Raw genomic sequence first — 25,899 nt, forward strand, 5'->3', positions numbered from 1 at the left:
AATTGTGTCTTTATTGTCGTTATGAACGTTTTATGGCCGTGATGTTAACTATGCGCGTTTTTTTCTAAGGTCTCACCCTTAAACAGTCAGTTGTACGACAGATAACCGTTTTTCTCCGATGTATAGCAAAAGCGAAATAAGGTCGTCTGTTTTGAAATACGGCAATATATTAGTAACCGGGTAGCTTAAGGCGCAAACGATTTGCTGAATATTGCTACTCAGGGCCATTGCGTGAAATATGACTAACAAGCTCAGGAAAAAAAGCCAAGAAAAGCGTCTCAATCGTCGACTTGTTGGCTTGTATATCCTCTACGCTTTGATGGAATGTATTTTCAAAACGAATACGCTTGGCAACGTTTTTAATGGCCCTCGCTATACCGTCTTCTGAAGCATAATCGTCAAACCAATTATGATTAATCATATGCCCAATACTGCGCTGCATAGAATTAGGCATCCTTGGAAGGCCCTCTTCAAGTAGCGAGAAACTTCGTTTACGGAATTGTTCAAAGCTTTCTGGCGAAAAGTCATCCCAATGCTTGATCAGTAAATGATCGAAATATATGTCTAACGCAACCGGCGCAAAGCGTCTATGACTTTTGTTAAAGAGTTTTTTAGCGGCATCTATAGCGCGATGCTCATCGGTGAACTTGTCTACGTGATAATGGTTTTGCAGGCCTAATTGCACAGGTTTAGGTAAGAGGCCAATATCGACGCCACGCCGGAAGTCTCCCAGTAAATTACCAATATGAGAATCTACAGTAGGTTTAGCGAAATAAAGGTGCGCAAGATAGTTCATTAAACAGGCTCATTAGGCTTTTTTAAGTTGTTTTTCGGCAACCCTATCGTTAGTATTGCGGCGTAAAGCAATCAACCGCTTTGTGGCGTGACCACTCCCATCAAGCTCGTTAAGCTATGTTAAACACAACGCAATGTAAATAAGTCTGGTAATTCAAATAATGACGGTAATTTCTAGCGACGAAATGTCCTCTCTTTTAACCCCTATTAACGCGTTTTTGCAATGTGAAACGCCACATGCTTGGCTAGAAGAAGCCCAAAAAGAAGAAAACTTACGTATTATTTTAACCGACCACCTTATTTGCGAGTTAAAAGCTGCACAATCTGCAATGTACTTGTTGAGAAGGTACGTAGCAGACGATGCAACGAGTAAAACACTACTTGGCTGGTTAAAGCCTTATGAAGATTTCACCTATCGTCACGAAGGTGATTGGCAATCCCTAAACACAAAACACCTATCAAAAAACGTGTTCAACACCGAAGGCCTCGACCCTTTTAAAAAAGACATGCTCAACAAAATGGTCTTGTTAATAAAAGAAGAACTCCATCACTTCTATCAAGTCTTGGAAATCATGCATGAACTGGGCTTTGAATACAAATCGGTAACATCTAGCCGTTATGCCAACGGATTGCTTCGTCATGTCAGAACATACGAACCCGAAAAGTTAGTTGATAAGCTGATATGCGGTGCGTATATAGAAGCGCGTTCTTGCGAGCGTTTTGCAAAACTTGCTCCTTATGTATCTGAAGCACTTGGTAAGTTTTACGTATCATTATTGCGCTCGGAAGCACGCCATTTTGAAGACTATCTCAATCTTGCTACACAAATATCATCTGTAGATATCACAGAGCGAGTCACGCATTTCGCAAACGTAGAAAAAACCTTGATACTAAGTGACGACAAAGAGTTGCGTTTTCATTCGGGCGTGCCTGTTTTTCAGGAGGCTCCCTAAAATAGCGAGCGCCGCCACAACAGCGACTACGAACAATATTTAAACAATTTTATTGACGCTTAACCAAACATGCTGCACTATCAATTTGTAAACATATTGTTAACGGCAGTGTTTGATCGTATATAGACGCAAAGGCGAGCATATGTAGTAGCGGTGTTCTTGCCGTTTACTCTACACACTTTTAACGTGTTTTCTGCCAACAGCAATATTAAAAATCAAAAATTAGAACATTGTTGAAAAAGGCGGTCTTATGATCTTGAATCATCTCATCGGTATCTACACCCATCCTAAAGAAGAATGGCAAACGATTGATACCAAGCATGAAACCTATTTCTACGCGCTAACTCATATCGCATTTATTGCTCTAATACCTTCTTTAGTGGCGTATTATTCTAGCGCACACATTGGTTGGAGCATTGGCGCTGGCGATGTCATCCGGTTAAGTGAAAAAAGTGCTGTAATGATGGGCATTGGCATGTATTTCGGTTTAGTTGCCGGCGTAGTTGCCCTTGCAATACTCATTCATGAACTGGCGAAGGCCTTTGATGCAGCGCCCACATACACGCAATCGCTTGAATTAGCCGCATATACCGCAACACCTTTGTTTATGGTTGGCTTTGCGGGGCTTTATCCTGAGCTTTGGGTTGTGATGATGGCGATGTTTGTCGGTATTAGCTACTCGGTATATCTTCTTTATTCCGGCGTACCTATTATGCTGCACATGCATGAGGACAAGGGCTTCATCTACTCAAGTTCAGTAGTAACCTGCGGGTTGGTGTTGCTGGTCATATTAATGACCGGCTCTGTGCTTATTTGGGGTTTGTCTGGTGGCCCAGTGTTTACGCACTAACGTGAAACGACGATACAAAAAAACCGCTTCACATTGAGCGGTTTTTTTATTTTTAAAAAAGCGAAATAAGAAAGCAAAAATTAATCGGTTGAATCGATATTGTGCACGTCTAAGTTACTGAGTTCTGCTTGCACTACAGGTGCTTTTCGCGATTTCTCCCCACGCGACATATCTATACGTTCAAGATACGCTTGGTCGATATCCGCGGTAATGTAGTTACCATCAAAAACAGAAGTTTCGAAGCGTTGAATAGATTCGTTCTCTTCGCGAACAGACTCTACAAGGTCAGAAATATCTTGAAAAATGAGCCCATCAGCTTGTATTAGCTCAGCTATTTGATCGATTTCTCTACCGTAAGCGATAAGCTCATTAGCCGAAGGCATATCAATACCATACACATTTGGAAACCGAATTTCGGGTGCTGCTGAAGCAAAATATACTTTCTTTGCTCCAGATTCGCGTGCCATCTCGATTATTTGACCAGATGTGGTACCGCGAACAATAGAGTCATCAACAAGCAACACGCTTTTCCCTTTAAACTCAGAGGAGATTGCGTTTAGTTTGCGTCGCACAGATTTTTTGCGCATAGTTTGGCCAGGCATGATGAAGGTTCGACCAATATAGCGGTTCTTCACAAAGCCCTGACGATAAGGTAACTCTAACGTATTTGCGATTTGAAGCGCTACGTCCATTGAAGTTTCAGGGATTGGAATAACGACGTCGATATCCAGATCTGACCATTCGCGTTTAATCTTCTCGCCTAGTTTACGGCCCATATTTACACGCGATGCATAGACCGAAATACCATCTATAAAACTATCAGGGCGTGCAAAGTAAACAAACTCAAAAATACACGGTGACGTTACTGGATTGTCGGCACACTGCCTAGTGTGCAACTGTCCTTGCTCAGTAATAAATACCGCTTCGCCTGGCATTACGTCTCGCACGAACTGGAAGCCAACCGCATCGAGAGCCACACTCTCTGACGCCACCATCCACTCTTCGCCCAGTTCACTCATACGCTTACCAAGTGCTAACGGGCGGATCCCATGCGGGTCTCGAAACGCGACAATTCCGTGTCCAATAATAGCCGCGACAACAGCATAGGCACCGCGAATTTTTTTATGAACTTTGGTCACTACCTCAAAAATGTGCTCAGCATTTACGCTCAATCCCGCCACTTGCTGAAGCTCGTGAGCCAGGATGTTTAGCAGCAATTCAGAATCTGAAGTAGTATTGATATGGCGTCGTGCTATACGAAATACTTCTTCCTGCAACTCGTGTGCATTAGTTAGGTTTCCATTATGGGCAAACGCAATACCAAATGGCGAATTTACGTAGAAAGGTTGTGCTTCTGCAGAGCTCGACGTACCGGCTGTTGGATAACGTACGTGACCTATCCCCATATTGCCCGAGAGCCTTTTCATATGACGTGTATGGAAAACATCTCGAACCAAGCCATTCGCTTTTCGCAAATTAAACATATTTTGGTCGATAGTCATGATACCTGCAGCATCCTGTCCACGGTGTTGAATAACCGTCAAACCATCGTACAGCGATTGAGCTACGGGCGTTTTACCAACTATTCCGACTATACCACACATGTGCGTTACCTATTTCAAGCGGGATTTAAGAAACTGGAGGAGTCTTTCACATAACTGAAAAACCACTCAATAATGACACCAAATTCAGGTATAAGTACCGAAGATTGCCACCATGCTGCAGAGGCAGCACTCGTGAAAGTGTCCATAAAAAAGAGCAATGCGCTAACAATAAGAACGCCACGCAAAGCACCAAAAACGATTCCCAAGGCCCGGTCAGTACCTGACAAACCGGTTGCTTGTACCAGTTGGCTGACAGCAAAATTTATCATGCCACCAAGTATAAGTGTAATAACAAACAACGCTGCTATGGCAGCACCATTTTTTAAATAGGGGTCGTCTATGGCTGTGAAATAAACAGCTAAATCGGCGTAAAAATTACTTGAAATAAAGAGTGCAGCAAACCACACCACTAAAGAAATGGCTTCTTTAACAAACCCTCTAATGAGGCTTATTAAGGTAGATACCGCAATGATACCCAGTATGGAAAAGTCTACCCAGTTCATCGTCTCTTTATTGCGTTGTTGTTGCCTATAATTCTAAGCAACGAGCCTTTGGCGAGATGGCGCGCATTCTAACAGAAGCTAGAAATATTACTAGTACGTAATAATATTGCTTTAGTCTAAAAGCACGCATGTGTACAAACACTATTCCACTTTGAAGGTTGTTACCTTTCCTTTAAGCCCGGTAAGCTCTTTTAAATGGGGCAACGCAGAATCCAATTTTTGTTTTTCTAGATCAGGCCCTACGAATACTTTGTTCAGGGTTCCGGAACTTGTTGTTATTTTTCTGCTAAACGCTCGATATCCAGCTTTTTCAAGCTTTGTAAGCAGTGCTTGAACATTTTTTTGGTGACGAAAACTACCGAGTTGAACTACCCAACCCGCATCTTGTTCGGCAATCTCATTATTTACATCGACAATCGTTTGACTGGCTAAGTCATTTTGTTCGGCGGCCGCATTCGACACATCAACATCCCCTGATGCCATGCTATCGCTAATTTTAGATGTAATATCAGATGACTTGTCTTCTTCAGCTGTCTCGTTAACAATCTCGACAACAGGTAACGACGCTTTCGCAACCCGTTCCGAAGGAAAAGGTTCGGGCTCTACGATTGGCTTTTTAGGAGGGTTTGCCGGAACCGAAACAAACGGCTCTTTGTTAGTTTGCTTTTTTCCATCAAGAAAGTCGGGTAAAAAAATAACGGCGAGCGCTACAACAATGACAGTCCCTACCAGTCTGTTCTTTAATGCCGATGTCACTTCACTCTCCTGCTTACTGACCGGTTTTACTTAAAAAATATGTTTGCTAACACTGAATAGCCAGCACATCTGCCACGGTAACAAAAGAACCGAATACAAGAATAAGCTCGCCAGATTGATAATCGGTTAAGGCCTGTTTATACGCAGCCTCTACACTTTCATACAAGGCTATATTCTGAATGCTCGTGCCCGCATTAACAAGCGCATTTTCCAATACATCAGCCGAACACCCCCTTGGCCCCTGTGTATTAGCAACATACCAATCAGCATTTAAGTCTGAAAGCGGTGCTAATGTTTCCGCTATCGACTTGTCTTTCAGCATACCCACTACAATACGCAAACTGTCCGCGTTATAGCGTGCTAGCCACTCTTTCATAGCTAACGTTGCTTGAGGGTTGTGTGCAACATCCACAACCACCAGTGGGTTTTGGTTTATAATCTGCTGCCGACCAGGCATCGTTGTATTTTGAATAATATCTTTGAGTACTTTTTCTTCAGGTAATAACTGAAGAAGCTCTAGTGCTGCAAGTGCCGTACTGACATTTTGAAGTGGTATTTTGGGATAAGGAAGCGACGTATAAGAGTGACGCTTGCCTTTCCAGCTCCATTCGCTGTAGTCGCTGGCAATAATCGCCTCAAAATCTTCGGTAGCCCAACGGACATTGGCATTAAGTTCGTTTGCAATATCATACAGCGATGACGGAGGGAATAATTCACCAACAATGGCATTGCCGCCGCTGCGCATGATACCTGCTTTCTCACGAGCAATTTTTTCTCGCGTATTGCCCAGCCAATCTTGGTGGTCTAAATCAATTGTAGTAATAACAGCAAGATCAGGGTCAATAATGTTTGTTGCATCTAAGCGTCCACCCAGACCCACTTCCAAAATGGCAACATCCACATTCCAAGATTGCATCATCTTTATCGCAGCTAACGTGCCAAACTCGAAATAGGTAAGGCTTGTTGTTCCGCCACTAGTTTCATTTCGGGCACTCTCGACGCAGTTGAAAGCCGCGACGAAATCAGTGGCCAATGCTAACTCACCGTTCAGTCGTACACGCTCTCTGTAGTCATTCAGGTGTGGTGAACTGTAAACAGCCACGCGTTTGCCCTGAGAGAGCAAAGCTTGTTCCAGTAACCTACATGTTGTTCCCTTGCCATTAGTGCCGGCAACGGTGATTACAAGCGCATTGCTCAAATCGAGTGACATAGCATGAGCAACTGCTTTTACACGATCAAGCCCCATATCAATGGTGCTTGGGTGGATAGATTCAAGGTAGGATAGCCACTGACTCAAACTCTTTGCGTTTGAGTCAGTCTTTGATGTGTCTGTATTTTTCACTAATTTTGATTATGCAGCTTTACTAACAGGCTGTGTAATCTATCACGCATATCTCTACGGTCAACTATCATATCAATAGCGCCCTTCTCGACCAGAAATTCACTGCGCTGAAATCCTTCTGGGAGTTTCTCGCGTACGGTTTGCTCAATCACGCGTGGTCCAGCAAAGCCAATAAGCGCTTTTGGCTCGGCAATGTTTATGTCTCCGAGCATTGCTAAACTTGCCGACACTCCGCCCATTGTAGGGTCGGTAAGCACCGATATGTAAGGCAAGCCTTTTTTGCTCATTTTAGCTAATGCAGCCGAAGTTTTCGCCATTTGCATAAGCGACATTAACGCTTCCTGCATACGTGCACCGCCACTAGCACTGAAACAAATAAGGGGCATATTGTTCTCTAAACAAGCATTTACTGCTGCAACAAAACGCGCTCCTACAACAGAAGCCATCGAGCCGCCCATGAAAGCGAACTCAAAGCACGCCACTACAACAGGCATACCTTTCAGCTTGCCCTGCATCACAACCAGTGCATCCTTTTCATTTGTCGCTTTTTGAGCTGCAACAATTCTATCTTTGTAGCGTTTAGAGTCTTTAAACTTCAATACATCCTGTGGTTCATGTTCTGCACCAAGTTCAATGCGATCCCCTTCATCTAAAAATGCGTCAATTCGGCGCCTTGCCGTTATCCGCATATGGTGGTCGCATTTAGGGCAAACTTCTTGTAACTTTTCCAGTTCGCTTTTATACAGCACCGACTGACATGAACCACACTTAGTCCAAATGCCTTCAGGCACATTACCTTTTGTCGATGTTTGAGTACGAGGGAGAATTTTTTGAATCCAGCTCATGGAAATTGAATCCTTTGTTTTGATTGCCGGTCGTGGTCGTTAATGTTTGTTCATACTTGTGACCAGCAGCGCATTAATTTTTAGTCTCGTGCTGTATTACAAAGAAAAAATACGTACTACAGCAGAACTGCCACCTAATATAGCGCGCTATTAGACCACATTACAACGAAATGGAAAAAACAAAACTGGTCTTAGAAGTTAACCCTATGCCTCTGGCAAAAACAGCGGCCCTAGCGGTGGTTTGGGTAGTCCATGCTCCTCAGGGTAGGTAACATCGACTAAGTAAAGTCCATTTGGTTTTGCCGTTGCCGCCGATTTACTTCTATCTTTTAAACTAAGAAGGTATGAAACCCAATTCACGTCTTGTTCGCCAGCACCAATTTCGACAAGTGCCCCGGTAATGTTACGTACCATATGGTGTAAAAAAGCATTTGCGCGAATATCAATAATGACATAGCGACCCTGTCGGTAGACACTGACATTGGTAACGTTTCTAAAAGGCGTGTTACTTTGACACAGCGCAGCGCGAAAAGACGTAAAATCTTGCTCACCTAATAAAGCTTGCGCCGCCTCATGCATTTTTGCCTCATCAAGAGGACGATGTATATGCGTTACGCCGTGATGCAAAATTGCAGGCCGCATTTTGGCGTTGTGTATGACATAGCGATAGCGCCTGTGCGTAGCAGAGAAGCGAGCATGAAAATCATTATTTACGGCTTTGGCCCACGTTACAGCAACAGCATCGGGAAGGTTTGCATTCACACCCAGCGTCCACGCTCGCTCAGTACGAGGTGCATCACAATCGAAGTGGACTACCTGTCCTGTTGCATGAACACCTGCGTCTGTGCGACCTGCACACTGCACTTCAATAGGCTCATTGGCCACCTTCGACAGTGCTTTCTCAAGATATTCTTGCACACTCGGCACTTCACGTTGACGCTGCCAACCAAAGACCGAAGCACCGTCGTATTCAACACCTAAGGCAATTCGCCCCATTTTTCTGTTACCCCTGAAAATAAAAGGCGCTAAGTGTAGTCATCTCGTAGTCAACTTGCAATTTACTGTTGACTACGACACTAGGCTAGCGATGACAAAATAGACTGGGCTTCTTCTTTTTGCTGTTGGCTGCCCTCTTTAACCACCTCTTCCAAAAGCTCTTTAGCAGCAGCAACATCGTCCATTTCAATATATGCTCTGGCTAAATCTAAATTCGCGTTTTGCCCAGCGTCTTTATCTATATCGACGATATTGTCTTCGTCTACCACACCTGTAAAGTCTGATAAACTTACGTCTAAATCTAGCGCTTGACTGTCTGGGTCGAAATCACTGTTTTCCCCGCCATCATCAATAAGGGCCTCAACATCTAAAAAATCCTCTGGTTCCGACGGTTTAGTATCAACTGAGTTTGAATCATCCACATCGCTTAAAAGCGCGGCTAAGTCGAGATCGGGATTGTCCAATTGCAAGTCTTCTGCTGTTTCAGCTTCTCGCTTTTCGCTCTCCCCTTCAGCTACTTCTTGTGAATTGGCTGGTGTTTCGTTGTCAGCTTCAATATCAGCTGGCACTGCAATATCTTGCTCAAATGCTTCAGGAATTTCTAAATCGATGTCGTCATCATCTTGTTCCGGATCTTCTAAAGAGAACTCCTCTTCTTCTACCTCATCATTCGAGGTATCAGGTAGATTTGTATCATCTTTATCCTCAGACTCTAAGCTTTGAAGCAGTTCGTCAAACTCAGCACTGTCTAAGTCATTTAGAATATCTTCATCATCAACCGATTTACTGTTCGCTTCTTCTGGAGAATTAGATAACCAGTCATCTAAACCAGGAACGTCGTCAAGCTCATCGATATCATCGGTTTTTTGAGAAGTACTCTTCTTTGTTTCATCGGTATGTGAGGACGGTTCATTGTCTGTGCTATCAATGCCATCGACCTCTTGTTCCAGCTCAAAACTTTCAACTTCATCAAATGCCGCATCAAGCAAACTGTCGTCATATTCATCGCTATCAGGGTTCTGTGTACTGTTCCCATTAGAGGCACCGCTCTCAGCCTCGCTAGACTCTATTTCGCCAAACGATGGAATATCATCCATCATCTGCTTTTCAAATGCTTCAATAGCATCGTCTAGTGGATCAACACTTGAAGCTTCACGTTGAGTCTCATCCTCAGATTCAGCTTGCGGTTCTAACTCAGCTTCCGGCTCTTTGTCTGCTTCGACATCTGGCGCTGACGCCTGCTCTGTTTCAGGCTCGGGAGTTAGATCAGATTCCGTCTCTGATTCAGGTGCGGCTTCTTCCTCAAGCTCAGCGTCAGTTTCTTGTTCTTGCTCCGCAGCTTCATAATGCTCGGGCTCTATCTCAGCCTCCGGCACTGACTCGGGTTCCTGTTCTAACTCAGCGTCCGGCTCGATGTCTGCTTCGAGTTCAGGTTCAGACGCCTGCTCTGGTTCAGGCTCGGGAGTTAAGTCAGATTCAGTCTCTGAATCAGGTGCGGCTTCTTCCTCTAGCTCAGCGTCAGTTTCGTGTTCTTGCTCCGTTGCCTGCTGATGCTCAGGTTCTAACTCAGCCTCCGTCAATGACTCGGGTTCCTGTTCTAACTCAACGCCCGGCTCTATGTCTGCCTCGAGTTCAGGTTCAGACGCCTGCTCTGGTTCAGGCTCGGGAGTTAAGTCAGATTCAGTCTCTGAATCAGGTGCGGCTTCTTCCTCTAGCTCAGCGTCAGTTTCTTGTTCTTGCTCCGCTGCCTGCTGATGCGCGGGCTCTAACTCAGCCCCCGGCACTGACTCGGGTTCCTGTTCTAACTCAGCGTCCGGTTTTATGTCTGCTTCGAGTTCAGGTTCAGACGCCTGCTCTGTTTCAGGCTCGGGAGCTAAGTCAGATTCAGTCTCTGAATCAGGTGCGGCTTCTTCCTCTAGCTCAGCGTCAGTTTCTTGTTCTTGCTCCGCTGCGTGTTCTTCTGTTTCAGTTTCAGACCCAAGTTCAGAACTTTGTTCTATTTCCAATTCAGCATCTTCGGAAACGTCATTATCAGCTTCAAGTTCAGCCAACAATTCATCGCTCAGCGAATCTATTTCCTCACTACTTTGTGTCTCTTCTGCTTCTAGCTCCGCTAGCAGTTCATCTGTCAGTGGATCACTGAAATCACCATCCTCATCAGCAGAAGAAATATTGTCATCCTGCAATTGACTATCAACGGTAATTTCTGGTGCATCTGCCTCAATTTCAGCTTCAAGCTCGGCAAGTAATTCGTCAGTGAACGGGTCGTCTAACGATTCGTTGAAATCCGATGATGAAATATCATCAGACATTTCTTCATCAACTTTATTGCTTTCTTCTAACCCATCATCATCAACGACACCTAGCTGCTCGCCATCTTCTTCAAAGTCTGCGTCATCGAGGCCATCTGCAATTTGATCAAGATCTTGAATGGCTTGAGGGGACGGCGATGATGAAGGTATTTCATCTTGTATTTCATCGTCTTGGTCAGGCTCATCAATGTCCTCAGCCAAGTCTCCCATCATCTCAATCTGCTCTATTTCATTGAGCAACTCATCTGTTATTTTGTCAATTTCTTCATTTTGCGTAGTGATCTCTTGATCAAGCCTACCCAGCATTTCTTCGTTAATGAGGTCATCGTTAGCATCGAGTTCATTGGTAAGCTCAGATTCGACATTATGTTCATCTAAAAGATCATCAATGCTTATTTCAGGTTGTTCTTCATTGTCTTCAACAGATTTTGACGCGGTGACATCAGCGTCGTCATCCTCAACGCTCTCGTCTAATGCTGCTCCGGCAAGGATGGCATCTATATCATCGTCATCGGTGACTTGTTCACCTTGTTCTTGAGCGACTTCATTGAGTATATCATCAGGATCTATACCTTCTTCGTCCTCGCCCGATGCATCAACGCTATCATTCTCTTCAGCTATATCGGTTTCTGAAGACGCCGGATCTGAATCAGTTGACGCTTCATCAAAGACGTCGTCGTCGCCAGACAAGTCAAACCCATCCAAATCATCAACTTTGTCTTCATTCAATACTTTGTCCGACAAGTCATCATCATCAAAAAGGCTATCTAGCTCATTTTGATCAAGTTCTTCTTCACCTGCTTCAAACAAATCGTCGCTGTCGTCGTCAGGAACCAACATGTCGTCTTCAAGGTCGGCAAACGTTTCTAGTTCGTCGTCAAGTGATTCCTCTAAATCAGATGTGAGTACGTCATCTAACAAATCATCGTCATTGAATAAATCATCATCAGAAAGCTCGACATTGTCATCCACGTCGTTTGCTAACGAGCTAGACAAATCGCCAATGTCTTTGTCTGGAATTGGCACATCATCGGTATCTGCCGTAATTGTCGGTGTTGGTGTTGAAGGGACTTCTGACTTACTATTTCGTTTTAGTAGCCAAGTGATGAAACCACCTACTAAAAGAAGCGAAACGATTGACGAACCTATAATTAAGCTAAGTGGGCTTGTGAGTGTTTTAATTAAATCGTTGTCATTAGCAGCTGCTCTTTCCGCTTGCTCGGCCCTTATCATATCGAGGAGCTGTTGTTGCAGCGCTACTTGCGTATCAAGTTGAGATTTCACGTCACCTTCTACTTGATTACGTAACGTTTCAAGTTCATCGTTTACCGATTGAACACGCTCATACAATTTCCGGTTTTCATTCAGCAGAACCTCTACATTTTCAAGCGACGCCGCGAATTGCATCCTAAGTTCGTCAAATTGTCTGGCTTGTTCTTGATCAAGACGTGTAATTTTCTTTTCAATATCAGACTGAGTTTGCGTGAGGTCATTTTGATTAACCAGCGGAGAAGCAGGCTTTATATTTTTCACACTGCTGCCTGGGGCGTTGAGTAATTCCGCGTATTTACGGTCATCTTGCTCTGCCCGCATCTTTGCTTTTTCACGGTCAATTCTTGCAATGTAGCGTTCGGAGGGCAGCTTTAAAACAGAACCATTAACTAATAAGTTGAGATTTCCATTTTCGAATGCAGTGGGATTAAGCTCATAAATAGCGGCCATTACCTGATAAACACTCAGGTTTTGATTTTGCCTATATCTTTCTGCAATTCTCCAAAGCGTGTCTTGTGAGTCTATGGGCCCGTATTCTAACCCAGAGTACTGACTATTAGCATTTTTGGGGCCTTTTAAAAACGTAGCGCGTTCTTGTGCATCAACAGTGATTATTGGGGCAGACCAAAATAGTGTTATTAGAAGTAAGCCCGTTAAATGCAATCTCATAGCAGTCCTATATGCCCTCAAGCGTCTTTACCACCTTTAACTTTAAGGCGGATTTGCAGCCAATCAATTTGGAAAACCATTGGCTTTTCTTTTTATTCTGGCGCTTCGTAATACACAGTAACTAATCAGTGTCACCCAGTGACGTGGCAAATAACAATAAGGTATTAGTGCGCCAAAATATTACCTTACTTTTGTTGCTAAGTGCCTGACTGAATATCGATTTTAGCGTTGTTTTGAATCTATCTTCTCAAACTATAAACCAGTTATGGTAGGTGATCTAGTTAGACCATATATTTGCCAATCACGCTAGCTAAATATCACCAAAACTGGGCTTATTCTTTTCTATCGGCAAACACAGAAAAATGTTTACTTTTTCCTGTGCTTACCCGAGTAACCAGAGACTAACTTCTACGCAACTACTTACAGGTAATCGCGAATAAGTGTCTCAGCAATTTGAATGCTGTTTGTCGCCGCACCTTTGCGAATGTTGTCAGACACTACCCACAGGTTTAAACCACAAGGATGAGTAATATCATTCCTTATCCGCCCCACATGCACAATGTCGTTGCCGCTAGCGCTGCTTACTTGCGTTGGGAACTGGTCATTGCCGTCGTAAACTGTTACGCCTGCCGCATCAGCTAAAAGCTCTTTAACATGCTGCGCATCTATTGGCGAACGTGTTTCTAAGTGAATAGCTTCAGCATGTCCATAGAAAACCGGTACGCGCACAGCCGTGGCGTTTACCAAAATGCTTTGATCGCCCATAATTTTTTGGGTTTCCCACAACATTTTCATTTCTTCTTTGGTGTAGTCGTTGTCTTGGAATACGTCGATTTGAGGAATAACGTTAAAGGCAATTTGGCGACTAAATGATTCCGGCTTTACTTCACGCGCATTTAACAAACCTGCGGTTTGTTTTGCCAGCTCTTCCATGGCTTCTTTACCTGCACCAGAAACTGACTGGTATGTGCACACGTTAATACGGTCAATACCAACAGCGTCTTGAATAGGTTTAAGTGCAACCAACATTTGAATGGTTGAGCAATTTGGGTTCGCAATAATGTTTCTATTGCGAAACTCTGCCAGCGCATGAGCATTAACTTCTGGCACTACAAGTGGGATATCTGGCTCGTAACGAAACTCTGAAGTATTGTCGATAACAATACAGCCTTCCTCTGCCGCTAGCGGAGCAAATTTTGCAGAAATGCTGCCACCGGCTGAGAAAAAGCCAAATTGCACTAATGACCAGTCGAAATCATCAGCATCTAATACTTCAATGTCTTCGCCTTTAAACGACACGGTAGTACCTGCTGAACGTTTACTGGCAAGCGGATACAAACGGTTTACCGGAAAGTCTCGCTCTTCTAATAGTTCAATCATGGTTTGGCCCACTAAACCTGTGGCGCCAAGTACCGCTACGTCAAACGCTTGCGACATAATGCTTTATGCTCCTAATATTAAAATAACTAAACCAGACTTACGTGAAAGCCCAATTTGGTGAATGTATCTTGGATTTGCTTACTGGTGTTCTTTGGCAAGTGTAACGCATAGGCGCTGCACTCACGACGCACTCTATATTGCTTGCGCAATGTAGAGAACGTATTTGTAATGTGTGTCTCTGGCGTTTCATTTTGGCCTGACGCAAACGCGTTTCGCGTTACTTTATCGTCAATAGCTACGTCGTACACATTGTGAAATACGGCAATGAGATCATCAACCGACAGCCGCGATGCCTCTGGCGATTTCAACGCAGCTTTTATCGGGCTGGTTTTCTCTAAGAAATCGCTAAGCACTTTGCTTGGGGCTGTGCCCACTACGTCACAAATTTGTTCGTAAATCATTTGCGTACCGCGAACCTTGCCTTCTACAGAATGCCCCGCGATATGCGGTGTAACGAACCAAACATAGTCAAATAATGCTGTATTTATGGCAGGCTCATTGTCGAATACGTCGAGCACTACCGTGGGCGATTGTTCCCCTTGAAGTACGCTAAGTAATGCCGCTTCATCAATAACCTCACCCCGGCATGCATTGATAAGCAGCTGGTTTGACGTTAATCCTTCCAGAAACGCCTTGTTTATCATCTGATATGTGGGGTACTCGCCACCTTTATTAAAAGGCACATGTAGCGAAATAACATCGCACTTTGCAATTTGCGCTAAGCCTACAAACGACTGACCGTTATGCTGGTTCCTACCCGATTTTGCTAGCGCTTGCTGAAGAGGAGGATCATACAGACAGTGTTTAACGCCAATTGCCGTTAAAATTCTTGATAGTGCGGTCCCCACATTACCAGCACCTACTATCCCCACTGTCGAATTATATAAATCGACTTTTTGGGCCTTTTGTGCGTGCAGCAAAACACTTAACACGTACTCGGCAACCGCAACAGCATTACAGCCTGCTGCACTGCTATGCGCAATACCCACGCTGTCTAAATGCGTTTTATCTAGATGATTGGTTCCCGCCGTTGCCGTAGTAACAAACTTGAGTTTGTTAGCAGCGGTTAAAAGTTCAGGGATAACCTTGGTGGTAGAACGCAGCGCCAGAATATCTACATCGCGCAACATTTCAGGCACAAGAGATTGCCACGCATAGGTTTCAACCTCGCCTACGCTACTAAGGTAATCGGTGCCAAATGGAATGGTATCTTCAAGAAGTATTTTCATGACGCTAAGTGTACCTTAACTTAGGCTTTTAGTAACCCAGCGCCCATGATTTATCTTGTCGGTAACTCTCTTAATTTACGTCATTGATACACGTTTGACCGCCACATGTAAGAGACGGTCGAAGTTCATACATTAGTTTAAGTACAGCGGACCTTCGAGCTAAGCATTTTCCACCCTATTATTCAGACGATTTACATGACAATTATCGACACACTGTGATGCCAATTCATGGCAGGACGCTATTGCTAGCTTCTCACACGTATTCCTATAGATATCACCGACCAGAACATACGCTGTTGTATCAATTGGCTGAACACCATTACCCAAAATTTCTCAAACAGCTTTCAGGCTATGGTAAATCGATGCCCCGGCATGTAGAACAAGAGTGTGAAGAATTTCAACGATGTCGTCGCCTTGAACACGGCTTCTTACACGTAGTATGTGAAAACAGCGAACACAAAAACCGGTAGCGTGTAGCTGCAAGAAGTGAGGCTTTTACCCGAAAGGCTTTAGGCTTTGGTGAGTGCTGAATTTACCCATACCACTGCTAAAAACCAAGGTAAGGATTACCGTCTCAAAATGGGGTAGTGGCAATCTTATTGAGAGAGTGGTTGGGCGATGACGGGAGTGACGTTTGGGTATGTCACTCCACATTGAACGCTTTAAACAAAACCTCAGGTCATAGGACATAGCTGTTTAAAACAATCAGTCCTATCATTCGTAGCAGACTTGAAAGTTTTCTAAATTGGTTCTCTCGCGATAGATAAACCGTGTCTGCTCTGTCCCGTCTGGTTGCCGAATTGTAATTCGCTTAGCAACCACCCATTCTGTTGTGGCCCTTACAGATTGTAAGTTACCACAATGACTCATGGGTAAGCCAAGTGATACGATAGCTTCTGCTTCTGCGAAACTCGTTGAGTGATTCACACCGCCGCTACTAGCAAGCCTAAATGTTCGTCCATCAGACGCTCTCGATGCATCTTCGTTCAGTTTTATCTCGATTGCTCCACCATCGACCTTTACATGAACAACCAGAACAGAACCATCTTTCATTTTGATAATGTAATTAAATTCAGCTAATTTTTCCACAGATGACAAATCAATGTCTGTTGGTAAAACCACTTCAAGAACGACCTCGAGTTTCTCCAGTGCATTGACCGTGCTGTAAAACAGTACCTCTTCTTCAACACCTCGGACAATATCGTTGGATAAATCACCAGCACAGGATGATGCTCGGTCTAGGAAATCTAGCGCAGTTTCGCATGAATCGGCGGACTCCAGTACAAAGTCTGAAGGCGCACCATCTTCACCCACCATTGCGCCATCCGCAAGTTCGGTGATCGTTGTCTTCTTTCGTATCTCAGCTCTGTTTCGACTTACCAAAGCAAATAACTCAGTGACCTCACGCTCGTCCGCAGAAGGTGCTATTTCAGAGGCCGCAATGTAGCCAGATTGCTTCAGACTGCCATTCTGATAGAACACATTTGGCATCACGAGTACTTCGAATTTTACGGTTTGTTCTCTGTCGATATCAAAAATTACAAACTGGTTCTTGACGCCGACAACAAGCTCTTCAGAACAGAGCAAGTCTGTCGGACTCTGGCATTCAGATTCCTCTGTTGGAATTTGACTTTTGCTGATTGCATATTTCTCAAAGTTTGAAGGGCATTCATTAAAATCGCTGCCTAACTCGCCAGAGCAGACTACCCCTCGTTTCTCACCAGGAATGGTCGGCACAAACCCGCTGTTAGAAGGATTTGTTAAAGGTTGAAAATGTGCAAGAGCATGGCTTGAGTAACCACACATTAATAGCACTAAAAGTAATGAAGCTAAAATGAGCTTCATACTAAAATTTGAGTTGAGTTGAGTTGAGTTGAGTTGAGTTGAGTTGAGCATGTTTCATCCTTGTATATTTACTCTATTGATGACGTTAATCAATGAAGTCGTTATTGTCAATGACCTGTTTTAAAACAGAAGCGCCTAAAACAAAGCGCTTCAGCTCGCGTTTTTTGTCCCCCATCCGTTGTGAACGTGGTATTGGATAACGTTAACCTTCACATCATTACTTGTCGTACCCAGGGAAGCGACGCGCTACGCGACGTTTGATACCCGGCCATGCAAGTGAACCACCTGCTTGTCGCGTTACTTGAGCGGCTTGTGTACGAATGCCTTCCAGAATTGCCGAGTGAATAGGAATAAGCGGTTTACCTGTTGCCTGTGCTTTCAACTGAATTTCACAGGCGCGCTGCATAATAAACATAAACAAAAAGGCATCGGGAATATTGTCTGCACAGGTTAAAAGCCCGTGATTGCGCAAAATCATAAATTGAGTATCGCCTAAGTCGCGAACCAACCTTACTTTTTCGTCCGGGTTTAACGCCACGCCCTCGTAGGCATGATAAGAAAGCGACGCCAGCGGAAAAAGGGACTGCTGTGAGTAAGGCTGCAACCCTTCTTCTAAAATGGAAACCGCCACGCCTTCTGCGGTATGCAAATGCAAAACACATTTGGCATCGTCTCTAGCCTCATGAACTGCGCTGTGAATAGTAAAACCTGCTGGGTTAATGTCGTACTCACTGTCCATTACCTTGTTACCGTGTAAATCAACTTTAACCAAACTTGATGCAGTAACTTCGTCAAACATTAAACCGTAGGGATTAATCAAGAAATGATGGTCAGGCCCAGGAACACGAGCAGAAATATGGGTAAAAATAAGGTCGTCCCAACCATACATAGCAACGGCGCGGTAGCATGCTGCTAGATCAACTCGGGTTTGCCATTCTTCACTGCTTACCTTCGACTTTACTGAATCTGTCATAGCTGTACTCTTTTTATATAAAAATCATTTCTTTAGTGGCGAGTGAGCCCAACGTGAAAGGCTCGATGTCGTTAGCGATTTAACGAAACTTACAATTACTTTTTGTTGCAGCCTACATTACGCGCAGTAATTGCTATACACTGTCGGATATACGACATTGTAAGAAATTTGTTAAATGGAAAGATTTAAACCTGTTCTCGCTAGCTCTACATGGTTTGGCGCGCTCCCGCCCTATTTGCAGGAAGCCATGTTCGACAAGATGCGCCTAAAGCACCTAAAAGCTGGGCAGCAACTACATGCCAAAGGTGAGAACGGTGTGGGGTTTTATGGTGTGTGCGAGGGCCGTTTAAGAGTGGTGACTGTGGGCGTAGATGGTCGAGAGATGCTATTCGCGTTGCTTGGACCCGGTACCTGGTTTGGTGAAATATCGATGTTTGACGATCTTCCTCGCACTCACGACAACTTCTGCGAAACAAACTGCACGGTGGCAATTATTCAAAAAAATGCGTTTAAAGCACTGCTTGAGCAATACCCAGAACTCTACCCGCATTTTACGCGCCTTTTGTGCACGCGCGTGCGCAGCGCTTTTCAGTTTATTGATTCAAGCGCGGGGCTTAGCCTAAAGCACCAGCTGGTAAAACGGCTTTTAATGCTCACCACCAGTTACGGTCAGCATTTGCCCAAACACAACGCGATTACGCTAACGCTTTCGCAAGAGTCTTTGGCGCAAATGATAAATAGCAGTAGGCAAACGGTGAACCAGTTATTAGGTGAACTTCAACAAGAAGGTTTGGTAAAACGGCATTACGGGAAAATCACTATTCCCGAGCCAGATACCTTGTTTAGTCGTTATCAGTTTATTTAATCGAAATAGCACGCTTTATTGCTTAAAATTTTGTGGAATACTAATTAAGTTCTGGAAACACTAGGAAAAGGAAAGTTCGCATTGAAAATTTTATCTACCAGCATAGTTTTGCTTTTATTAGTCGGTTTTGGATATCAGTCATATTCAAGCTATGTCGATTCCACCGCTTTTGACAAGCGTGGAGAAATGATAGATATCGGTGACTATAGCCTGTATGTCGAGGACACTGGAGCAGGAAAAGTTACCGTAATTTTTGACGCTGGTATGGGTGACGACTCATCAGTCTGGAACAAAGTGACAGAGGAAGTCTCACAGTTTTCTCGGGTCATTACCTATGATAGAGCTGGCCTTGGGTGGAGTGAAAAAAGCCCGCACAAAAGAGACAGTAAAACTATTGTTGCAGAACTTCATTCGGTTTTAGAAAAGAAAGACATTACTGAACCAATTATCCTTGTAGGCCATTCGTTTGGCGGGGTAAACATGCAGCGCTATGCCCTCACCTATCCCGAACATATAGTGGCTTTGGTGTTGGTAGACTCTGCCCATGAAGACCAGATAAATAGACTGCCTCAAGCAAGCTATCTAAAGAAATATCTTTTTAAATTTGGAATGTGGGCAGCACCTTTTGGGGTACCTAGGCTATATCTTTCCAACGCTAATCCTGAAGAAAAAGCTAAAAAAAGTACAACCAAACACCAATATACCAGCTTAGATGAAGCCGAGCATTTTCCAAGAAGCCTTAGTGAATTAAAGAATTTAACGCCTAACTATGGCGACATGCCCTTGGTAGTTATTGCGCGGAACAAAGCGTCTTCTGAAATCGATAGTACAAAAACCAGAGATTTGGTATGGGCGACCTTGCAAGAAGACATTTCCGCTCGCTCTACCAATAGCACAATTATTTTTTCAGGAGCGCGTCAGCATTCAATTCACAAAATGCAGCCAGATATTGTTATTAACGCAATCCAGAAGTTAGCTGAACGCCTTTGATTCAGAAAAGAATTTTGCGAAATCCCATTTGGTTAATGGTCTGAAGACGTATTACTGACATTGTTGATACACCAGCAAAACGTTACTCTAACAAGTCAGTCTGTCGAGTAGCCCTGTTATCGACCAACCTCCTTAAGAAGGTTTATAAATTACTGGGCTATTCCAACAATGTTTTGACGTAATGAATGCTTCATGCTTTGTGGCCGTCAAGACAATTAAAGTCCAGGCGGCAGCACTGTTGCCGCCTCTAAAGACGCTAGGAATTTAGTGACTGTCCAAGAATGCTTTAAGTGCACTCCGCAGGGCCTTTTTCTTTTCAAAGCCAGCGTACAATAAAGCGATTGCGAAGTTCCGGAGCGTGTAGGTGTTATTCATATGGTTATAGAGCACGTCATCGTTGTTCAGCATGTCGAAAGAGACTTCATAAGCAAGGCTTAGCTGATAACCTGGCACTCGCCTCAAATTCTGTTGGAAATACGTCAAACTGGGTAAATACAATTGGCGTATAAATAGCTCCTGTTCTTTCGCTTGTTCCACTTCCTGAATATAGGCAGAAATCTGCGCCCGAAGCCCTGAATCAGAAATTTGTTTAAATGACCCAGAATTCACGATCTCTAATAAGGAAGGGAGTGTTAATCGAGAAGCGATCACCAATTCACTGTACATATGGGGCAAAAAGCAGTCATCCATAAACGTGTTGGCTTCCTCCTTTGTCAGCGTTTTATTATAGATCTTATCGAGGCATTCCTTACCGGATTTAGCACTGGCTGTAACCTTTGCCAATAAATCATCACTGCTTTCGATAGAAGTGTTAATTTCATCGTAAAGTCGCTGCACCAGCTTGACTTGTTGCTGCTCATCCAACCTAGATTGATTCCATTCACTGGCCAGCAAACCAACAAAAATCCCGCTTACTACAATTAAAAAATCGAGAACGACAGCTATCCAATTTTGCTGTTTCAGATGCGTTGCTAATTGTCTTATACGCATAATATTCACTCTTATTATTTGGCTCTGGTACAAGGTTACCCAGCTATTTTTTTATGTTTCAAAGACTAACAGTCTACTATTTCACTTTTCTAACAGGTCTGGTAAACGTAATTTTTCTAACCACATATAAGAACAACTATAACTTTACCCTATACTTCGTCACTGTATCATCTTGGTGCAAGTTCGTTAGTGATTCAAAGTAATTTTAGCTAAAATCTAACTGCTCGTAGAGATTGAAATATTGACTTTTATCTGTTCAATAGACAAAAAATTGAACGTAAACGCAGGTTTGCCCTGGCTCCTCAAGTCATGGGATTGTAGAAGCTTCGCAGACGCCAAACGCCACCATCTGAGTTTTCTCTCGCTGCGGATATTTCTCAAAAAGTTACTGGTAAACATGTTGGAAGAAAACTTCATCAACTGTATTCGCTGCTTTTTTAGCGAATTACCTTTTGCGTATTCAAGTGATGGTAGGTATGTGTAGCTGATGCACTAAAGTCGAAGTCACCTTGAATGGTATAGTCGCTGAATGTGTCGTGATGGCTTACGTGGTGTAAAGCGTTTAACAGCCATTGCCGCATTAGAGCTGACGCACCCTATCATGCAGTTTAAACGGATAGGCGACATCATATCTATGTTCACCGGCACACCGAGGCGCTGTGCCCCGTTCTATATTTATACAATTAGTCCGTTCTTCATACTTTAGTTTATAAACTCTACAATCTGCATAAAATTCGTGCTACAACTAGATTTTCGCCCCGTTGAAGAATAAAAATAAGCAATATCAGCAATGTATGGAAGATGTTTTAAGCAGGGATTTGCTGTATCCAAATTACACGCAGAGCGCCTCACCCGGTACATACCAGCCAATAATACGCCCTTTTTACTCGTTATACGGATGTCACTAGTACCTATAACTGGTACGAAGTTAACGGTAGTTTGGGTAGTATGAACTTGAATTTAGAACAGCATCAACCTGTTACAGAGCTGATCAATGAGTGGGTTATACATAACGATCTCAACAGTGCAAATCAGCTGAGGAGTATCATTTACTTCCATTTAAAAGGTATTGTAAAAAAACAATTAACCAATAAAAGCCGCTCTGAAACCTTTCTCGAACAACTGCCTAATACCACGTCTTTACTGCATGAAGTGCTGGTTCAACTCTCTCCACCGCAAGAGATATATGATAACCGTGAACAGTTTTATCTCTCGCTGGCTTCGTTTGTGCGCTGGATGTTACTCGATGACATTAAAGCTAAGCAGGCCAAAAAGAGAAGCGGCAATAATGAGCACTTTACTGACATTATCGCTCTGCCGGATGATCCTCAGCCCTACATTAACTTTGATAACGCCCTGTCTGAGCTTTCAAAAATAGCACCGAGATCTTATCGGGTGGCGTTGCTGCACTATTTTCTGGGCTATGACATACCGGCAATAAGTACCGAACTTACTATCGAAAAATCCACTATCTATAACGAACTTTCCGTGGCAAAAGCTTATTTGCGTACCCAGTGCCAAATGGACTCATAATAATAAGGACAACCATGAACTTTGATACCTCTCTGGCGCTGTTTCAGTATTTGTTGATGCTCGATGAGCAACGAATGAGCGAAAATCTCTCCAATTTTTTAGATGAAAACCATGCTTTTTACGCCGACGTTATGGCATTAATCGCTGCGCACGAAGCTAATAAAGAGCAAACCACCTTTAATGCCATCATCGGTAAGCAGGCAGAACTGTTGGTCGACGACAGCGTAATACATAAACTGGTTGGAAAGCAGGTAGGCGTTTATCAACTTACTAAAAAGCTCGGTCAAGGAGGAATGGGCGCAGTTTACCTTGGCGAGCGTAATGACGGCCAGCTTGAACAGAGGGTTGCTGTAAAATTTGTATATCCTTCAATTGTCGCACTGGCCGGCGAAGACTTTTTATTAAACGAAGCACAGCATTTAGCGAATCTTGACCACGTTAATATCGCCAAAATTTATACCGTTGATAAGACAGAGGAAAACCTGCCTTATATGGTAATGGAGTTTGTTGATGGGGTGCCATTGGATGAATATTGCCTAAAGGAAGAAGTATCCCACAAAGCAAGATTAGGATTATTAATCAAGGTTTGTAACGCGGTGGGCCTAGCGCACCAGAATATGATCATACATGCCGATATCAAACCCTCCAATATTCTAGTGAATACCCATGGTGAGCCCAAGTTGATGGACTTTGGTATTGCGCAGTCCTTAAATGAATATGACGACTCGGTAAAATTGAAAGCCGCTAGTCGTGAATTTGCCAGTCCGGAACAACTTGACGGCAAAAAATTAACGGTAGCAACTGATATTTATGCATTAGGCATGATTTCTAAGAAGATCCTTAATAATGGCAAGACACCATCAAAGGAACTTGAAACATTACTGAGCAGTGCGCTGAGCTCAGATAGTCAAACGCAAATTCCTTCGGTTTTTATTCTTGAACAAGAACTCAATTCTTTAAAAAACAATGAGCCATTAGTCACCATGAAGGGCGGTTTTTTTTACAGATTAAGAAAGCTTGTCGCCCGCAACCCTGTTTCAAGCTTAAGCACGGCGGCGTTATTTAGCTTGTCGGTAGTCGGTGCAGTTTTGATCTTCTTTCAAAACAAGCAACTCATCATAGAAAAACAAATTGCAGAGCAAAACATTACCTTTCTGGAAAGTGTTTTTGAATATTCATCACCTTACGAGAATCAAGAAAAAGGCATTTCAGTAGAGGATGTGCTTAATAATGCCCTGACTAAATTGGAAGCCAATACCCAATTGCACACAGAAAGTGAGGACCGGGTAAAATTGTCTTTGGTAAATGCCTTCTTAGGTATAGGTTCGTTTGACAAAGCTAAAGCTCTGTTAGGCAGTGTTGATAGTAACAACCCTTTCATACTATCAGAGAAGCTATTTTTGCAGGCTAACTTGGCTGAGAGGGCTTTAAATTACGATGTAGCACTGAAGAACATCGCTGATGCATTGCTCATAACTGATAAAAGAGGGCAAAAGGAACTCTATGTTGAGATTCGTTTATTAGAGGCAGACACGTACCAAAAATTAAGCGAGTTTGAGGAATCTAAAAATATATATTCAAGCCTGTTGGCGTTTGCGCGGCGTAACAATGATGTGACATTGGAAACCACCATCAACGTTCACCTAAGCATGTTATATTTTCGTGTGCCGAACTATGAAAAATCATTAGAGCACTCCCAAGCGGCGTTATCAATTTACACCACTAACACTCTTGGCGATAAGTCCTTATTGTCTAATATTTATCACAATTATGGCAGCGCAATGGAGGAGTTAGACAGGTTTGATGATGCAGAAGAGATTTATCTCAAAGTACTCGAATTAGATAAAGGCATGTTTGGTGATAACCACCCTGCTACCGCAATAAATTATAATTTGATGTCGTATTTTTATCATACGATGGGTACTTACCCTTTAGCGTTAGAATATGCCGACAAAGCCATTGAAATCCATAAGCAGTTCGCACCTTACAGTGGCTCAGAGTATGTCGATTCTCTTTTTAATAAAGCGCATGCGCACAAAGCGTTATCTGAACCAAGAGAAGCCATTGCAGCGCTTCTGGAAGCCGATGACATTTTTAAAACCTTTTTACCGGAAGGTCATGCTAATTATATAAATTTATACAATGGGCTCGGGGTTCTCTATAAACATATCACGGAGTTTGAAAAAGGTAAGGAGTACCTCAATAAGGCACTTGAAATTGGGCTAACCAATGAACTTGCAAATAAAAGCAACCTGGCGACGACCTATGGTAATTTAGCGAATATAGCGGTTGAACAGGGAGACTATCAGTTAGCAGAAGATTATTACTATAAGCGGCACGATATTAACGTTGCCATTTTTGGTATGAAAAGCCGTCACGTTTCCAAAAGTCTGTTATCGATAGCGAGAATGAATCGTTATAAAGGCGATTATGAGAAAGCCCTTGAACTGACTGATGAAGCGCAAAAAATAGCATTGAAAGCCTACCCTCAAGATCACACATCTCTGACTGGTTTTTACTCCCAGAAAGCGCTGACGTATAAACATCTCAATAGAATTGATAGCGCTGTTTTGGAAATACAAGAGGCACTACGCATTGCCAAGAAGGGGTATGGCGATGAGAGTTTTTCGACCCAAGGGTTTAATCGGATTCTGGCAGACCTTTATTTACAGCAAGGCAAATATCAACAGGCTCATGACCTTGCTAAAGTCGCTTATGAATATCAGCTGGGTCTGGTAGGAGAAGAACACTTAGAAACTCAACGAGCAAAGACTGTACTTGTTGAAGCCTCAAAGTATCTATAGAAGCAGTTATTTCAGCAGTATCAGATATAGCAGCCTCAAGTGGAAAGGCTGCTATATTTTACCGATTAACTGCAAAGGTATTTAGCGACGTCATTCTTCGACCATGAGTCATATTTATTGCCCATGTGGCCGATTCCACCGCTATACCAGGTGCCGTTTTTCTTATAAATGACATAACTGCTACCAGAGGAACATTCAACAAGATAGGAAGGTACGCCGCTGATATTGCCGTTACTTCTTATGTTAGAAACACCAGCGTAGACTGATAAGACGACAGAAGATAGGATTAACCCAAGAGTCAAAGCTTTTTTGTTCATTTTAATTTCCTTACAT

At 43.3% G+C, this 25,899-nt stretch carries 21 protein-coding genes; 6 read left to right on the top strand and 15 right to left on the bottom strand.

What is annotated here, in order from left to right; translation table 11 throughout:
• Positions 1-214: 214 nt before the first annotated feature.
• On the bottom strand, positions 215-796 hold the full coding sequence (locus tag BK026_RS06900) for an ACP phosphodiesterase (RefSeq protein ID WP_071815185.1): 582 nt from the start codon (positions 794-796) through the stop codon (positions 215-217).
• Between the two features lie 160 nt (positions 797-956).
• Here BK026_RS06900 and BK026_RS06905 point away from each other — a divergent pair, with 160 nt between their 5' ends.
• Together BK026_RS06905 and BK026_RS06910 are read left to right on the top strand one after the other, a co-directional pair.
• The gene (locus tag BK026_RS06905; RefSeq protein WP_083575043.1) at positions 957-1,748 is read left to right on the top strand and encodes a tRNA-(ms[2]io[6]A)-hydroxylase; all 792 of its coding nucleotides are present in this window, start codon (positions 957-959) and stop codon (positions 1,746-1,748) included.
• Between the two features lie 250 nt (positions 1,749-1,998).
• Positions 1,999-2,598, top strand: coding sequence for a Yip1 family protein (locus tag BK026_RS06910; protein WP_071815186.1), 600 nt, complete (start codon positions 1,999-2,001; stop codon positions 2,596-2,598).
• Between the two features lie 80 nt (positions 2,599-2,678).
• Here the strand turns inward: BK026_RS06910 and purF are convergent, their stop codons facing one another.
• From purF to BK026_RS06965, 11 genes are all read right to left on the bottom strand, one after another.
• Complete coding sequence (gene purF, locus BK026_RS06915; RefSeq protein ID WP_071815187.1) at positions 2,679-4,202, bottom strand: amidophosphoribosyltransferase; 1,524 nt, start codon at positions 4,200-4,202, stop codon at positions 2,679-2,681.
• A 14-nt stretch (positions 4,203-4,216) separates the two neighbouring features.
• A complete protein-coding gene (locus BK026_RS06920; protein ID WP_071815188.1) occupies positions 4,217-4,705 on the bottom strand; it encodes a CvpA family protein in 489 nt (162 codons plus the stop codon).
• Between the two features lie 141 nt (positions 4,706-4,846).
• Positions 4,847-5,461 (bottom strand): SPOR domain-containing protein, encoded by a 615-nt coding sequence (locus BK026_RS06925; RefSeq protein WP_071815189.1) that lies wholly within the window; start codon positions 5,459-5,461, stop codon positions 4,847-4,849.
• 46 nt (positions 5,462-5,507) lie between these two features.
• On the bottom strand, positions 5,508-6,803 hold the full coding sequence (folC, locus tag BK026_RS06930) for a bifunctional tetrahydrofolate synthase/dihydrofolate synthase (protein ID WP_071815190.1): 1,296 nt from the start codon (positions 6,801-6,803) through the stop codon (positions 5,508-5,510).
• Positions 6,803-7,648 carry an acetyl-CoA carboxylase, carboxyltransferase subunit beta gene (gene accD / locus BK026_RS06935; RefSeq protein ID WP_071815191.1) on the bottom strand — a complete coding sequence of 282 codons (846 nt, stop codon included), beginning with the start codon at positions 7,646-7,648 and terminating at the stop codon, positions 6,803-6,805. Before accD ends, folC begins: the two co-directional genes overlap by 1 nt.
• A 204-nt stretch (positions 7,649-7,852) precedes the next feature.
• Positions 7,853-8,644 carry a tRNA pseudouridine(38-40) synthase TruA gene (gene truA, locus BK026_RS06940; protein ID WP_071815192.1) on the bottom strand — a complete coding sequence of 264 codons (792 nt, stop codon included), beginning with the start codon at positions 8,642-8,644 and terminating at the stop codon, positions 7,853-7,855.
• 80 nt (positions 8,645-8,724) lie between these two features.
• A complete protein-coding gene (locus BK026_RS06945; RefSeq protein WP_071815193.1) occupies positions 8,725-12,897 on the bottom strand; it encodes a FimV/HubP family polar landmark protein in 4,173 nt (1,390 codons plus the stop codon).
• Positions 12,898-13,317: 420 nt separating this feature from the next.
• A complete protein-coding gene (locus BK026_RS06950) occupies positions 13,318-14,334 on the bottom strand; it encodes an aspartate-semialdehyde dehydrogenase (protein WP_071815194.1) in 1,017 nt (338 codons plus the stop codon).
• A 29-nt stretch (positions 14,335-14,363) separates the two neighbouring features.
• A complete protein-coding gene (locus tag BK026_RS06955) occupies positions 14,364-15,566 on the bottom strand; it encodes a 4-phosphoerythronate dehydrogenase (RefSeq protein WP_071815195.1) in 1,203 nt (400 codons plus the stop codon).
• 714 nt (positions 15,567-16,280) lie between these two features.
• Complete coding sequence (locus BK026_RS06960; protein WP_071815196.1) at positions 16,281-17,462, bottom strand: hypothetical protein; 1,182 nt, start codon at positions 17,460-17,462, stop codon at positions 16,281-16,283.
• A gap of 166 nt (positions 17,463-17,628) precedes the next feature.
• A complete protein-coding gene (locus BK026_RS06965; RefSeq protein WP_071815197.1) occupies positions 17,629-18,384 on the bottom strand; it encodes a class II aldolase/adducin family protein in 756 nt (251 codons plus the stop codon).
• Between the two features lie 175 nt (positions 18,385-18,559).
• Here BK026_RS06965 and BK026_RS06970 point away from each other — a divergent pair, with 175 nt between their 5' ends.
• Both BK026_RS06970 and BK026_RS06975 read left to right on the top strand, forming a co-directional pair.
• Positions 18,560-19,249 carry a Crp/Fnr family transcriptional regulator gene (locus BK026_RS06970; protein WP_071815198.1) on the top strand — a complete coding sequence of 230 codons (690 nt, stop codon included), beginning with the start codon at positions 18,560-18,562 and terminating at the stop codon, positions 19,247-19,249.
• An 81-nt stretch (positions 19,250-19,330) separates the two neighbouring features.
• Complete coding sequence (locus BK026_RS06975; RefSeq protein ID WP_071815199.1) at positions 19,331-20,239, top strand: alpha/beta fold hydrolase; 909 nt, start codon at positions 19,331-19,333, stop codon at positions 20,237-20,239.
• 264 nt (positions 20,240-20,503) lie between these two features.
• Here BK026_RS06975 and BK026_RS06980 read toward each other — a convergent pair whose 3' ends face one another.
• Together BK026_RS06980 and BK026_RS19645 are read right to left on the bottom strand one after the other, a co-directional pair.
• The gene (locus BK026_RS06980; RefSeq protein WP_071815200.1) at positions 20,504-21,229 is read right to left on the bottom strand and encodes a hypothetical protein; all 726 of its coding nucleotides are present in this window, start codon (positions 21,227-21,229) and stop codon (positions 20,504-20,506) included.
• Positions 21,230-21,666: 437 nt separating this feature from the next.
• Positions 21,667-21,810 (bottom strand): hypothetical protein, encoded by a 144-nt coding sequence (locus BK026_RS19645; protein WP_177247889.1) that lies wholly within the window; start codon positions 21,808-21,810, stop codon positions 21,667-21,669.
• A gap of 367 nt (positions 21,811-22,177) precedes the next feature.
• On the opposite strand from BK026_RS19645, the gene BK026_RS06985 reads away from it, so the two are divergent.
• Positions 22,178-22,762 (top strand): ECF-type sigma factor, encoded by a 585-nt coding sequence (locus BK026_RS06985; protein WP_071815201.1) that lies wholly within the window; start codon positions 22,178-22,180, stop codon positions 22,760-22,762.
• A gap of 131 nt (positions 22,763-22,893) precedes the next feature.
• Complete coding sequence (locus BK026_RS06990; RefSeq protein WP_256253932.1) at positions 22,894-25,566, top strand: serine/threonine-protein kinase; 2,673 nt, start codon at positions 22,894-22,896, stop codon at positions 25,564-25,566.
• 65 nt (positions 25,567-25,631) lie between these two features.
• Here BK026_RS06990 and BK026_RS19490 read toward each other — a convergent pair whose 3' ends face one another.
• Complete coding sequence (locus tag BK026_RS19490; protein WP_143142095.1) at positions 25,632-25,883, bottom strand: hypothetical protein; 252 nt, start codon at positions 25,881-25,883, stop codon at positions 25,632-25,634.
• Positions 25,884-25,899 lie beyond the last annotated feature (16 nt).

The organism is Alteromonas sp. V450 (assembly GCF_001885075.1).
GTDB lineage: Bacteria > Pseudomonadota > Gammaproteobacteria > Enterobacterales > Alteromonadaceae > Alteromonas.